Source organism: Agrobacterium sp. ST15.16.024, from assembly GCF_027956545.1.
In the GTDB taxonomy this organism is placed as follows: domain Bacteria; phylum Pseudomonadota; class Alphaproteobacteria; order Rhizobiales; family Rhizobiaceae; genus Agrobacterium; species Agrobacterium cucumeris.
In genome coordinates this window covers 484,046-495,902 of the sequence record NZ_JAQKGO010000003.1, presented here as the reverse complement: position 1 = coordinate 495,902, position 11,857 = coordinate 484,046, and the positions used below count along the sequence as shown (strand labels likewise).

Sequence of the window (11,857 nt, the reverse complement as noted above, 5' to 3'; positions counted from 1 at the left end):
ATTTCTGTCGGGCGTCTACAACGGTGTGTGCTGCGACTTTGCTTTGTGCTTTGGACGCTCACTCCACCCTCATTCCTGTGCTTGTCACAGGAATCCAGCCGGCGCGCGTCTGCGTGACGTAAGGACTCCTCTCAGCCCAAGGACTTGGGCTGGCTGGATCCCTGTGACAAGCACAGGGATGAGGAGAACTCCAGCACTCGGCATTCTCAACCCTTTATTGCGAGCGCAACGCCTCGTTCCAGCGCTCGATCAGCCGGCTGCGCTTGACCTGGTCCAGATAGACCATCAGGCCGGGGCTGACGGGCACGGGGCGCAATTGCGCGCCGTGGATGGCCTGCATGGTGTTGGCGGTGTTTTCGCCCGCCACTTCCGGGCTGACAGCGGGGATCTGCAATTGCCGGGCCATGATCGTCTGGCCTTCCTTGGACATGAAGAATTCGAGATAACGGCGGCCGAGTTCGGGATTGGCGGCGGCTTCCGGCACCAGCCCGATGCGCGACATGACCACGGTATAATCCTTGGGCAAGACGATGCCGACATCCGGATGGCGTGAGGCCCAGTCCGCCGCATAGGAGCCGAGAATATTGTAGCCCAGTACGAAACGGCCGTCGGAAACGCGCTCCAGAATGGCCGAGGAGGTGGAATAGACCTTCACGCCTGCGGCCCCCATGGCCTTGATGACGCTCCAGATGTCGCCGAACTGCTCCTGGTCCCGCGACATGAACAGGAAGCCGACACCGGAGCGCTCAATATCGTAGGTGGCGATGCGGCCATGTACCTCCTTGGCGTGGTGTTCGAGGTAATTGACGAATTCAGCGCGGGTGGCGGGTGGCTTTTCGGTGGTGAAGCTCGGCTTGTGATACACGAAGACCGCCGGCTCGAAGGTCAGCGCATAGGCGGTGTTGCGCCAGTTGGCCCAGGTGGGCCAGCGGGCGCTCATGGCGAGATCCGAGCGCTGGGCGTAACCGTCATTGCTCAGTTTTACCTGCAGATCCATGGCGGAAGAGAAAGCGAAATCAGCGGTCTGTTTGCCGGCATCGGTTTCCTTGACGATGCGGTCATAGATTTCGCCGGTCAGCATATCCTCGTAATGGACGGCGATATCAGGATTGGCCTTCTGGAAACCCTCGATCATCGGCGTTGCCAGAGGTTCATCCAGAGAGGAATAAACCACCAGCGTTTGCGCATCCGCCTTGCCTGATGGGGCCGGAAAAACGGCAACCTGCGCAAGCGCGGGTGAGACCATGCAGAGACAGAGGCAAAGAAGAAGACAGATACGCATGGAAAAGATCATGCCGCAGGCGCTTGCCATTCACAAGCGGTAAGGGCTTGGTTAAACTCGGGAATGCTGCAGGAGGAAGATTTGCGTATTTTGCTGGTCGAGGACAATCAGGTGCTGTCGGAAGGTCTTTCGGCGCTGCTGCGTGGCAGTGGTTATGCGGTGGACGTGGTTTCCGACGGTGCGTCCGCCGATGCGGCGATTGCGGCTGAAAGTTTCGATCTGGTCATTCTCGATCTCAACCTGCCGGAAATGGACGGCATCGAAGTGCTGCGCTCCATGCGTTCGCGCCAGGACAAGGCGGCGGTGCTGATCCTGACGGCGCGCGGCACGCCGGAGGAAAAGGTCAAGGGGCTCGATCTCGGTGCCGATGATTACATGATCAAGCCTTTCGACATTACCGAATTCGAGGCAAGGGTGCGGGTGCTGCTGCGCCGCAATGCCGGCCTGCGCTCCTCGGCGCTCAGTTTCGGCAAGGTGCTGTTTGATCTCACATCGCGCACCTTTTCGGCCGATGGGCGTCCGCTCGATATTCCGGCACGCGAGGTGGCGCTACTGGAAGTGCTGTTCATGCGGGCAGGCAAGGTGGTTGCCAAGGAGGCGATCGTGCAGTCGCTGACCGGCTTCGATGACGATATTTCCGCCAATGCCATCGAGCAATATGTCAGCCGCCTGCGCAAGCGGCTCGCTCCCCACGGGCTGACGGTGAAGACGGCGCGCGGCATCGGATATTATCTGGAAAAGCTGCCGGAGATGGCTGAATGAGACAGGCCGCCTATTCGCTCAGGCGGCGACTTCTAGGCTGGCTTCTCATTTCCACCGCCATCATCGGCTGTGTTGCGCTGACCGATACCTGGCGCGAGGCGGTCAACACCGCCAATGTCGTCTCCGACCGGGTGCTTTCCGGTTCTGCGCTTGCCATTGCCGAGCGGGTGGTGGTGGCCGAAGACGGCTCGCTGGAAGTGGATATTCCCTATGTCGCGCTGGAAATGCTGACATCTGCGGCGCAGGACCGGGTGTTTTACCGTGTCGACGGGCCGAACGGGCAATTCCTCACCGGTTACCAGAACCTGCCGACGGTGGAGAACACGAATGGCGATACGCCCGCCTATCGCGATGCGGTGTTTCGCGACGAGCCGATCCGTGTTGCCGCTATCAGGCGTTTTGCTTCCACCGGCATCAATTCCGTGCCGTTTTCCGTGACGGTTGCCGAAACCACCATTGCCCGCAGCCAGCTGGCGCAGGCCATCATTCTGCGTTCCGCGCTGCGGCTGCTTTTGATGATCGTGGGGGCGGCGATCATCGTCTGGATTGCGGTGACGATTTCGCTGAGGCCGCTTTACCGGCTCAGCGAAGCCATTGCCGAGCGCAGCCCGAACGACCTGCACCCCATCCGTCAATCCGTGCCGGTGGAGGTGGAAAATCTGGTGGAGACCGTCAATTCCTTCATGGTGCGGCTGCAATCGGCGCTCGATGCGCTCCGGCATTTCACCGGCAATGCCAGCCACCAGCTGCGCACACCGCTTGCCATCATCAGCACCCAGCTAGCGCTTTCCGCCCGTGCCGGAAGTTTAGAGGAAGCGCAGGCGGCGGCGCGGAAGGGCGGCGCGTCGGTGGCGCATGCCGAACATATCCTCGCCCAGCTTCTGCGCATGGCCAATATCGACGCCGCTGGCTCCAGCGAAAAACACGATTTCTCCGCGATAGACCTCGTGGCCGTTGCGCAGAACGTGACTGCCGATTTCGTGCCGCGCGCGGCCGACGCCGGCATTGATCTCGGTTTCGAAGGCGAGGGCGAAGCGACCATTCTTGCCGAACCGCTCTTGATCGGCGAGCTGATCGGCAACCTCGTTTCCAATGCCATCAACTATGCCGGGCGTGGGGCGGAAGTCACCGTGCGTGTCGGCAAGGAGATGGGCGCCGTCTGGCTGGAAGTGGAAGATAACGGCCCCGGTATTCCGCCTGAAAAACGGGCCATGGTGCGGCAGCGCTTCGCCCGTGGCGAAGAAAACGCCGCCCCCGGCGCGGGCCTCGGCCTTGCGATCATCGAGGAGATCGCTGGCCTGTTCGGCGGGCGGCTGATGCTGGAGGATGGCGCGGACGGGCGCGGGTTGAGGGCGCGAGTGGTGTTTGGTGGAGCGGAGAAGGCATCGTAGGGTGCGGGCTTGTCAGGCGGCTGTATCTGCGGATGGTTTCGCTACCAGGGAAAGTCTGTAGCCTAATGCATCGGCCACCTTGGCAATCGTTGCGAGTTCCGGATTTCCTTCACCGCTGAGCGCCTTGTACAAAGTCTGACGGGGAAGGCCGGTCTGTCTCGAAAGATCAGTCATGCCCTTGGCCCGCGCCACGACGCCGAGAGCGTGGGCAAGCTCCTGTGCGTCGCCGCTCTCAGTGGCGTCCGCTATGTAAGCGGCAAGTGCTTCGTCACTATCAAGATAGCGTGCGGCATCGTAATCGCGTGTCACAAGTGGCATGGTCTCATTCCTTGAGCGCTCGGGCCAGTTTCTTGGCTTTGGCAATGTCGCGGGACTGGGATGCCTTGTCGCCACCGCACAGCAATATGATCACGACATCGCCGTTCCGGATGAAATAGACCCGATATCCGGGTCCAAGATCGATCCTGAGCTCACTGACGCCTTCGCCGACCGGCTTTACGTCTCTGGGATTGCCGTCTGCCAGCCTGTAAATGCGCCGTGCGATGCGGGCACGCGCCTGCAGATCACGCAGACCCGCCAGCCAATCGGCAAACTCGCTTGTTTCCCGGATCGTGAGCATGGCCAAATGTAAACTATGGTTGTCACTCCGTCAATGACGGACACCTCACCCCATCCGTTCCGAAGCATAACTTCCCGGGCTTGGCGGGAAGACCACGGTGCGGTTACCGTTGATGAAGGTGCGGTGGTGGATGTGGGCGTGGATAGCGCGGGCCAGTACCTGGCTTTCCACGTCGCGGCCAAGCGAGACATAGTCTTCGGCCGATTGCGCGTGGGTCACGCGCACCGTGTCCTGTTCGATGATCGGGCCTTCGTCGAGATCGGCGGTGACGTAGTGCGCTGTCGCACCGATCAGCTTCACGCCGCGCTCATAGGCCTGCTTGTAGGGGTTGGCACCCTTGAAGGAGGGGAGGAAGGAGTGGTGGATATTGATGATTTTGCCCGACATCTTGCGGCACAGGTCATCGGAGAGAACCTGCATGTAACGGGCCAGCACGACGAGTTCCGTGCCGCTGGTCTCGACCAGGTCCATAAGCTGGGCTTCGGCCTTCGGCTTGTTCTCCTTCGTCACCTTGATGTGGTGGAAGGGGATGTCGTGGTTGACCACCACTTTCTGATAATCGAAATGGTTGGAAACGACGCCGACGATATCGATCGGCAGCGCGCCGATCTTCCAGCGGTAGAGCAGGTCGTTGAGGCAATGGCCGAAACGCGACACCATCAGCAATGTCTTCATGCGCTGGCCATCCGGATAGATGTCCGCCTGCATGCCGAATTTCTCCGCGACCGGCTGAAAGCCCTCGGTGATGGCCTGCAGGGACGCGCCTTCTTCCGAAATGAAGGAGACGCGCATGAAGAACTTGCCGGTTTCCAGATCGTCGAACTGCGAACTGTCGACGATGTTGCAGCCTTTTTCCGCCAGATAACCGGAAATCGCGGCGACGATGCCGCGGGTCGATTTGCAGGCCACTGTCAGAACATAGGATGTCATGCGCTTTCCCTCAAAGACGTCGCGCCGGCTTGAGCCGACGCGGTTTGGCGCGTTCCATAGCGCAGCTTTGCGGCAGAGCAAAGCGCCAAGACGAACGCAGCCAAAGTCATAAAACGGGAAAGGCACCCGCGTCGTGCCGGAAGCGACATGGAATGTTCCACGGCCAGCACGGCGGCGGCAGGCATTGCAGCGGGGCCGTTACGGCCTCAGGCGCGGCGCAGGCGCATGGCCGTGCGGCCGCGGCCGTCGATCAGTTCCAGCGTGCCGCGGCGCGGCTCCAGCCTGAAGGAGCGCGCACCCTCCAGCGCATCGATGAACTGCCGTTCCTGGCGCATGATATCAGGAGCGCAGGCCATCTGGGTGGAAATCATCCGGCCGAAATCGACGCGGTTGCGGCTGATTTTCACTTCGCCGCCAATGCCGTTGCAGCCGGCATTGGCTGACACGCGGCCATCGCGGGAAATTTCAAGCGTCGCCTGGCGGCGGCCACGAACCCGCTCGCCTCTGATGTCCTGCACCAGCCAGCGCCCGTCAATGCCGGCTTCCGGTTCCGGCCTGCCCGGGCCGGCACCCACACGCTCCAGCACGAGGTCGGTATTATCTCGGCCGCCGGTCAATACCGAATAGCGCTGCGTGGTGGTGAAGAGCAGCCGGTCGCGGTCACGGATTTCGGCACTCAGCGCATAGGAGCGGCGGCCCCTGATGTCGCGGTCGTCATAACGCAGTACGAAGGGCACAGGCACCTGGCCGCGTGGGCGGATGGTGGTTTCGGCAATGGTCTGCGACGGCGCATCCGCCAGCGAGACATCGATCAGGCGCACGGTCACGGTTGCGCCCGGCGGCAGGGCGATGCGCTCACGATAGGAGACGGTGCCGCGCAGGCTTGCCGGTGCGGCAGCCGCGCCGCCTGCCGCAAAAAGCGGGGCGAGCGCAACAAGCCCGGCAAAACTGCGGCGGGAAAGAAGAGGCTGGCGATCATTCATGGGGCTTGCTCCGTGCGGTTTCCGTTCGAATTTCAACGGATGATAGAAAACGGCACTGAACGGGCGATGAACCGATGGATGTTCCCCTGAATGCTCGAGGAGAGGTTTGGGGTGGGTGATGGCGTGTGCGGTTGCGAGAGCCGAGGCATCTCCACCCTCATTCCTGTGCTTGTCACAGGAATGAGGGCTAGGAGAGGTCGCCGCAGCCGTGGAAAGCAATTCCTCGGAGTGCAGCCTCCGGCTCACCTCAGCCGCGGAAACCGTCCCGCAATGCTTCGAACTTCGCCAGTTGCTCGGCGCGCAGTTCCTTGTTTTCGTCGCGGCGGACGAAAATCTTGAACATGGCGCCGCCGGCGGCATTCATGAACCAGACGGAACAGGAGCGGCGGCCGTGAAAACCGCGGTCGACGAAGGTTATGCCGGCGCAATTGTCCTTCTTGATGTGACCGCCGATCGGGCTGTCGCCGTGGATGTTGAACCAGCCGTGGCTTTCACTGCCTTCCGGCAGGTGGCCGGGCACTTCCAGCACGATATCGCCGGTCTGCACGATCATGAGGACTTCGCCCCAGCCGCGCATCTCGTTCCAGATCGCGTCGAAGCGGTCGGCTGCAGCGGAAACGGCGGCGCCTTGCGGCAGGATCGCCAGAATTTCGGCCGGCGTCACCTCGGCCTTGGCGGCGATGGCTTCGACGATGCCGTCGGGCTTTTCGGCAAGGGCTGCGGCGGCGCGGGCCTGCCGGTCATCGGTCTTTTGGGCTGCAATGCTCATCGGTTGCCTCAGGCAGCAATCGAACGGCGTTCGCCATTCTTGTCTTCATGGATGATGACGTCGAAGCCTTCGAAATGCGGGCCGGAGAGATATTCCACCTTGCCGCGATTATCACCGGCCCTGGCGTGGGCGGCACGGAACTGTTCGGACTTCGTCCAGGCGAGGAAGTCGTCCTTGGTGGCCCACACGGTGTGCGAGGCATAAAGCGTGTGGTCGTCGGCCTTGGGGCCTTTCAGCATGTGGAATTCGATATAACCCTGCAATTCGCTGAGGTGCGATTTGCGCTCGCGCCAGATGGATTCGAAGGTTTCCTCGTAACCCGGCACGACGCGAAAACGGTTCATTGCGATAAACATGGAATTCTCCCTTTAAGTTTCCTGTTTCAGTCAGGATATCCAGCCGCGGCGACGTTGGGAAGAGGCTCACGACAAAGCGAACAAGTTTACTCCACTTATTGATTGCGCGGCTCATAAACATGTGCAAATAACTCAAGTTAAATGGTGCGGGCAAAGCCGCGCCCGCCCGTGTTTGTGTCGTGTTTCAGGATAACGCCATGTTGAATTTTCGCCTTCGTCCGCTTGTTTTCGCCGCACTCGTGCCCGCCGCAATCGCCTTTGCCGCGCCGGCTGCCATGGCTTCGGACAAGGGTAATCCGGAGGCGAAACGCATCGTCGCGGTGGGCGGTACGGTGACGGAAATCCTCTATGCGCTGGGTGCGCAGGACCGCATCGTGGCGCGCGACAGCACCAGCAGCTATCCGGCGGACGCGCTCTCCAAGCCTGACATCGGCTATATGCGGGCGCTGTCTTCGGAAGGCATTCTGTCGCAGAAACCGGATCTTATCCTCTCCGAAGACGGCTCCGGCCCGGCGGATGTCGTTGCTATTCTCAAGGCCAGTGCAGTGCCTTTCGTCACCGTCGATACGCCGCCAAGCGGCGATGCGATACCGAAGAAGATCGAGGATATCGGCGCGGCCGTGGGGCTTTCCGACAAGGCGAAGGCGCTGGCGGCGGAGACCAGGGCCGGACTGGATGCGCTTGCCAAGGATGTTTCGGCGGTGCCGGAAAAGAGCAGGAAGCGTGTTCTTTTCGTGCTCTCCAGCGCCGGCGGCCGCGTCATGGCGGCGGGCAAGGATACGGAAGCCGCGGCGATCATCGAAATGGCCGGCGGTATCAATGCCGCTCAGGACATCAATGGTTACAAGCCGCTGACGGATGAGGCGGTCATTGCCGCCGCACCCGATGTGGTGCTGACGATGGCGCGCGGCGACCATGCCGCCAAGGCGGCCGAGATTTTTGCGCTGCCCGCCTTCCAGTCCACGCCGGCCGCGGCTTCAAAGGCGCTGATCAGCATGGACGGGCTTTATCTCATCGGGTTTGGCCCGCGCACGCCGGCCGCCGGTCGTGAACTGGCAGCGAAGCTTTACCCGGAGGCGGTAAAGCCGTGAGCCTTGCTGCCTTGAGCTCCGCTGAGGGCAGGGTTGCCGGCGACAGATCCCGGCAGGGGGTCCTCACGCTTGCCGTGCTTGTCGGCATCCTGCTGTTTGCCTGTGGCGTGTCGCTTGTCAGTGGACCGACGGGCGTCGGCATTTCTGAGCTCTTCACCTATCTTACCGGCGGCGCGGCTGAGCTCGACGCCCGTGACAAAATCATTCTCGAAGCGGTGCGCCTGCCACGCACGGCGCTCGGCATGTTGATCGGCGCGGGGCTCGGTGTCTCCGGCGCGATGATGCAGGGGCTGTTCCGCAATCCGCTGGCAGATCCCGGCATTGTCGGTGTCACCTCGGGGGCAGCGCTGTTTGCGGTTGCCGCGATTTCTCTCGGGGAAGGCGCGCTTGCCACGGTTGCGGTGTTTTTCGGCCCGCATTTCCTGCCCCTGATGGCGTTTTTCGGCGGGCTCCTGAACACCTGGGTGCTTTATCTGATCGCTACAAAGGATGGCGCCACCTCCACCACCACGCTCATTCTGGCCGGTATTGCGGTTGCGGCAATCAGCGGCGCACTGACCGGCCTGATGATTTTCGTCGCCGATGACCGGGCGCTGCGTGACATCACCTTCTGGTCGCTCGGCTCACTTGGTGGGGCAACCCCCGCCAAGGTGCTTGCCACCTTGCCCTTCATCATCGTCGTGCTGGCCATCATTCCCTTCGTCGCACGTGGGCTGGATGCGCTGATTCTGGGCGATGCCGCCGCCTTCCACATGGGCATTCCGGTGCAGCGGCTGAAGCGGATCGTCATCCTGGCCGTTGCCGCCGCCTGCGGGGCAAGTGTGGCGGCGGCCGGTTCCATCGGTTTCGTCGGCATCGTCGTGCCGCATCTTCTGCGTCTCGCCATCGGTCCGTCACATCGCTTCCTGCTGCCGGCCTCGGCGCTGGGCGGCGCCGCACTTCTGCTCTTGGCGGACAGCTTCGCCCGCACGGTGGCGGCTCCGGCGGAACTGCCCATCGGTGTGGTGACCGCGCTGATCGGCGCGCCGGTCTTCCTGTTCCTGCTGCTGGGCCGCGGCGGTTTTTCCATGCGGAATGCGTCATGATCCGGGCCGAAAACATCACTCTCATCCGCTCCGGTCGCCGTCTGCTGGAAGACGTCAGCGTCGATCTGAAACCGGGCAAGGTCAATGTCATCATCGGCCCGAACGGTGCGGGTAAATCCACGCTGATGAAGGTTCTGTGCGGTGAGCTGCATCCGGAATATGGTTCGGTGACCTATAACGACATCGCCCTGCCGCTGTTCAAGCCGGTCCAGCTTGCCCGCCTGCGGGCCGTGCTGCCGCAGAATACCCAGCTTGCCTTTCCCTTTACCGCACTTGAAATCGTGCGCATGGGAGCGGTGGCGCAGGGATCACGCGCGCCGGAAGAACAGGCCCGCCGGGCGCTTGCCAAGGCGGGCTTGAGGGGCTTCGAGCAGCGCTCCTACAACATGCTGTCGGGCGGCGAGCAGCAGCGGGTGCAATTTGCCCGCGCCCTGGCGCAGGTGCCCTTTCCGGTGGAAAATGGCGAGGTGCGGGCGCTGTTTCTCGACGAGCCGACGGCAAGTCTCGATATCGGCCACCAGATCGCAGTCCTGGAAACCGCGCGGGATTTCGCGGCTGGTGGCGGTCTGGTGCTTGCCATCCTGCACGATCTCAACCTTGCGGCGGAGTTTGCCGATCAACTTATCGTCATGCATGGCGGACGGGTGACGGCCAGTGGACCATCGCTGGAAACCATCAGCGACGAGACGATTGCGCGGGTCTATGGCATTGGCGGCGTGGTCGGCCGGTTGCCGGCGCGGCACATTCCTTATGTGTTGCCGCAGTCGCGGCATCGCTAGGGGAAACCCGCTCAGCTTTCCGGGCGCGTGGCGATGAACAACGCCGAACCGAGCATGACGGCGGCAACGATGGCGGCACGCATGAGCGGCGGGTCGCTCAGGAACCAGAAGGCGGCGTAACTCACCGTCATGGCCGACAAGGCTGCGATCTTGGCCTTGCGGGCGATTGCGCCACGTTCGCGCCAACGCCGAAGCGATGGGCCGAATCTGGGATGGCTGAGAAGCCATGCCTCGAGCTTGGGCGAAGAGCGGGAGAAGCACCACAGCGCCAGAAGCAGAAACGGCGTGGTGGGCAAAATGGGAAGAAACGCGCCGACAATGCCGGTCGCGACCATAAGCCAGCCAAGACAGAGGTACAGAAGGCGCATGGCTATGCCGGTATCATGACTTATCTACTCATGATAGAGCGGGTGCGAGAAAACCGCGAGCCTTGTTGCCGCAGGCCCTCGCCGCACCTTAAAAACCGGCGGTTTTTACCATCACATTTGCCGTGATCGGACTGTTACCTCCTGTCGCAGGACGCCTTTAGGGTTGAAAGCGGGGTGCACTGTCTTTATCCCCTTGGGCCGCGATGTCCGGAGCATAACCGGACCGTTAACAGGAAGAAGAAGGAAAACACCATGGCCAAGCTGATCCACTCGATGGTCCGGGTGCTGGACGAAAAGCGTTCGGTGGAATTTTACACGCAGGCTTTTGGGCTTGAGGTTGCGGAACGCGCCGAGTTCGAGAATTTTACGCTGATCTATCTCAGCAATGCCGAGGGCGATTTCGAGCTGGAGCTGACCGTCAACCGGGGTCGCGAAGTGCCCTATGCGCTGGGTGATGGCTATGGTCACCTTGCCGTCAGCGTTGCCGATGTGGATGCCGAACACCAGCGCTTCACCGAGATCGGGCTTTCGCCCGGCAAGATCATCGAAGCTGATTATAAGGGCCAGCCTTTCGCGAAATACTTTTTCATCTGCGATCCGGATGGTTACAAGATTGAAGTGCTGCAGCGCGGCAACCGGTTCAAATAAGCACCATCATGGGAGAGACGGGCATGGCAGAGGCAGGCGTCAAACTCGAAGACAGCTGGAAACACGTTCTTTCCAGCGAATTCGCCAGCCCCTACATGCTGAAGCTGAAAGACTTCCTGCTTGCCGAAAAAACAGCCGGCAAGCGCATCTTTCCCAAGGGTGCCGAATATTTCCGGGCGCTGGATCTGACGCCGCTGGATGAGGTCAAGGTCGTCATTCTGGGACAGGACCCCTATCACGGGCTTGGCCAGGCACACGGTCTGTGTTTTTCAGTGCAGCCCGGCGTGCGCATTCCGCCTTCGCTCGTCAATATCTACAAGGAATTGCAGGCCGATCTCGGCATCCGCCCGGTCGGTCACGGTTTTCTGGAAAGCTGGGCAAAACAGGGCGTGCTTTTGCTCAACAGCGTGCTGACGGTGGAAGAATCCCGCGCCGCCTCACATCAGGGGCAGGGCTGGGAGAAATTCACCGACGCTGTCATCCGCGCCGTCAATGACGAATGCGATCACGTGGTCTTCCTGCTCTGGGGGTCCTACGCCCAGAAAAAGGCGGCCTTCGTGGATCAGCGCAAGCATCTGGTGCTGCGCTCGCCGCATCCTTCGCCGCTTTCGGCCCATAACGGCTTTTTCGGCAATGGCCATTTTTCCAAGGCCAACGCCTTTCTCGCCTCCCACGGCCGCCAGCCGATCGACTGGCAATTGCCGGAAACGGTGTAAGCCATCCCTGCATATACTTCCGTCATTCCGGCCTTGAGCCGGAATCCAGCCGACGCGCGTCTGTGCGGCGAGAAGAGT

The 11,857-nt window shown here is 61.6% G+C and carries 15 protein-coding genes; 7 read left to right on the top strand and 8 right to left on the bottom strand.

Going from position 1 to position 11,857, the window contains the following annotated elements; all coding sequences use genetic code 11:
• Positions 1 to 214 precede the first annotated feature (214 nt).
• Positions 215 to 1,282 (bottom strand): ABC transporter substrate-binding protein, encoded by a 1,068-nt coding sequence (locus PL640_RS14325; protein WP_271362363.1) that lies wholly within the window; start codon positions 1,280 to 1,282, stop codon positions 215 to 217.
• A gap of 81 nt (positions 1,283 to 1,363) precedes the next feature.
• Here PL640_RS14325 and PL640_RS14320 point away from each other — a divergent pair, with 81 nt between their 5' ends.
• Together PL640_RS14320 and PL640_RS14315 are read left to right on the top strand one after the other, a co-directional pair.
• Entirely contained in the window at positions 1,364 to 2,044 is a 681-nt protein-coding gene (locus PL640_RS14320) for a response regulator (RefSeq protein ID WP_010972345.1), read from the top strand.
• Positions 2,041 to 3,435 (top strand): sensor histidine kinase, encoded by a 1,395-nt coding sequence (locus PL640_RS14315; protein WP_271362362.1) that lies wholly within the window; start codon positions 2,041 to 2,043, stop codon positions 3,433 to 3,435. The genes PL640_RS14320 and PL640_RS14315 overlap by 4 nt, the downstream gene beginning before the upstream one ends.
• A 12-nt stretch (positions 3,436 to 3,447) precedes the next feature.
• Here the strand turns inward: PL640_RS14315 and PL640_RS14310 are convergent, their stop codons facing one another.
• From PL640_RS14310 to PL640_RS14285, 6 genes are all read right to left on the bottom strand, one after another.
• Positions 3,448 to 3,753, bottom strand: a complete 306-nt coding sequence (locus tag PL640_RS14310; RefSeq protein ID WP_271362361.1) for an addiction module antidote protein — start codon at positions 3,751 to 3,753, stop codon at positions 3,448 to 3,450.
• A 4-nt stretch (positions 3,754 to 3,757) separates the two neighbouring features.
• Positions 3,758 to 4,054, bottom strand: coding sequence for a type II toxin-antitoxin system RelE/ParE family toxin (locus tag PL640_RS14305; protein WP_271362360.1), 297 nt, complete (start codon positions 4,052 to 4,054; stop codon positions 3,758 to 3,760).
• A 45-nt stretch (positions 4,055 to 4,099) separates the two neighbouring features.
• Entirely contained in the window at positions 4,100 to 4,984 is an 885-nt protein-coding gene (gene purU / locus PL640_RS14300; protein WP_174034207.1) for a formyltetrahydrofolate deformylase, read from the bottom strand.
• Positions 4,985 to 5,190: 206 nt separating this feature from the next.
• Complete coding sequence (locus tag PL640_RS14295; RefSeq protein WP_142840556.1) at positions 5,191 to 5,967, bottom strand: YbaY family lipoprotein; 777 nt, start codon at positions 5,965 to 5,967, stop codon at positions 5,191 to 5,193.
• A 247-nt stretch (positions 5,968 to 6,214) separates the two neighbouring features.
• Positions 6,215 to 6,736 (bottom strand): heme utilization cystosolic carrier protein HutX, encoded by a 522-nt coding sequence (gene hutX / locus PL640_RS14290; RefSeq protein ID WP_271362359.1) that lies wholly within the window; start codon positions 6,734 to 6,736, stop codon positions 6,215 to 6,217.
• 8 nt (positions 6,737 to 6,744) lie between these two features.
• Positions 6,745 to 7,092 carry an antibiotic biosynthesis monooxygenase family protein gene (locus tag PL640_RS14285; protein ID WP_269703467.1) on the bottom strand — a complete coding sequence of 116 codons (348 nt, stop codon included), beginning with the start codon at positions 7,090 to 7,092 and terminating at the stop codon, positions 6,745 to 6,747.
• A gap of 197 nt (positions 7,093 to 7,289) precedes the next feature.
• On the opposite strand from PL640_RS14285, the gene PL640_RS14280 reads away from it, so the two are divergent.
• From PL640_RS14280 to PL640_RS14270, 3 genes are read left to right on the top strand one after another with little or no spacing between them, the layout of a single operon-like run.
• On the top strand, positions 7,290 to 8,183 hold the full coding sequence (locus PL640_RS14280) for a heme/hemin ABC transporter substrate-binding protein (protein WP_271362358.1): 894 nt from the start codon (positions 7,290 to 7,292) through the stop codon (positions 8,181 to 8,183).
• On the top strand, positions 8,180 to 9,268 hold the full coding sequence (locus PL640_RS14275; RefSeq protein WP_271362357.1) for a FecCD family ABC transporter permease: 1,089 nt from the start codon (positions 8,180 to 8,182) through the stop codon (positions 9,266 to 9,268). Before PL640_RS14280 ends, PL640_RS14275 begins: the two co-directional genes overlap by 4 nt.
• Positions 9,265 to 10,047 (top strand): heme ABC transporter ATP-binding protein, encoded by a 783-nt coding sequence (locus PL640_RS14270; RefSeq protein WP_271362356.1) that lies wholly within the window; start codon positions 9,265 to 9,267, stop codon positions 10,045 to 10,047. Before PL640_RS14275 ends, PL640_RS14270 begins: the two co-directional genes overlap by 4 nt.
• An 11-nt stretch (positions 10,048 to 10,058) precedes the next feature.
• Here the strand turns inward: PL640_RS14270 and PL640_RS14265 are convergent, their stop codons facing one another.
• Positions 10,059 to 10,415 (bottom strand): YbaN family protein, encoded by a 357-nt coding sequence (locus tag PL640_RS14265; protein WP_271362355.1) that lies wholly within the window; start codon positions 10,413 to 10,415, stop codon positions 10,059 to 10,061.
• 252 nt (positions 10,416 to 10,667) lie between these two features.
• Between PL640_RS14265 and PL640_RS14260 the strand changes: the two genes are divergently transcribed.
• Complete coding sequence (locus tag PL640_RS14260) at positions 10,668 to 11,063, top strand: VOC family protein (RefSeq protein WP_046801511.1); 396 nt, start codon at positions 10,668 to 10,670, stop codon at positions 11,061 to 11,063.
• A 23-nt stretch (positions 11,064 to 11,086) separates the two neighbouring features.
• Positions 11,087 to 11,779 carry a uracil-DNA glycosylase gene (gene ung, locus PL640_RS14255; protein WP_142840548.1) on the top strand — a complete coding sequence of 231 codons (693 nt, stop codon included), beginning with the start codon at positions 11,087 to 11,089 and terminating at the stop codon, positions 11,777 to 11,779.
• Positions 11,780 to 11,857 lie beyond the last annotated feature (78 nt).

Coding starts and splice junctions, on each gene's coding strand:
- PL640_RS14265 (WP_271362355.1), bottom strand. CDS start 10,415: ATGCGCCTTCTGTACCTCTGTCTTGGCTGGCTTATGGTCGCGACCGGC.
- ung (WP_142840548.1), top strand. CDS start 11,087: ATGGCAGAGGCAGGCGTCAAACTCGAAGACAGCTGGAAACACGTTCTT.
- PL640_RS14310 (WP_271362361.1), bottom strand. CDS start 3,753: ATGCCACTTGTGACACGCGATTACGATGCCGCACGCTATCTTGATAGT.
- PL640_RS14305 (WP_271362360.1), bottom strand. CDS start 4,054: ATGCTCACGATCCGGGAAACAAGCGAGTTTGCCGATTGGCTGGCGGGT.
- PL640_RS14295 (WP_142840556.1), bottom strand. CDS start 5,967: ATGAATGATCGCCAGCCTCTTCTTTCCCGCCGCAGTTTTGCCGGGCTT.
- PL640_RS14270 (WP_271362356.1), top strand. CDS start 9,265: ATGATCCGGGCCGAAAACATCACTCTCATCCGCTCCGGTCGCCGTCTG.
- PL640_RS14260 (WP_046801511.1), top strand. CDS start 10,668: ATGGCCAAGCTGATCCACTCGATGGTCCGGGTGCTGGACGAAAAGCGT.
- PL640_RS14285 (WP_269703467.1), bottom strand. CDS start 7,092: ATGTTTATCGCAATGAACCGTTTTCGCGTCGTGCCGGGTTACGAGGAA.
- hutX (WP_271362359.1), bottom strand. CDS start 6,736: ATGAGCATTGCAGCCCAAAAGACCGATGACCGGCAGGCCCGCGCCGCC.
- PL640_RS14315 (WP_271362362.1), top strand. CDS start 2,041: ATGAGACAGGCCGCCTATTCGCTCAGGCGGCGACTTCTAGGCTGGCTT.
- PL640_RS14280 (WP_271362358.1), top strand. CDS start 7,290: ATGTTGAATTTTCGCCTTCGTCCGCTTGTTTTCGCCGCACTCGTGCCC.
- PL640_RS14325 (WP_271362363.1), bottom strand. CDS start 1,282: ATGCGTATCTGTCTTCTTCTTTGCCTCTGTCTCTGCATGGTCTCACCC.
- purU (WP_174034207.1), bottom strand. CDS start 4,984: ATGACATCCTATGTTCTGACAGTGGCCTGCAAATCGACCCGCGGCATC.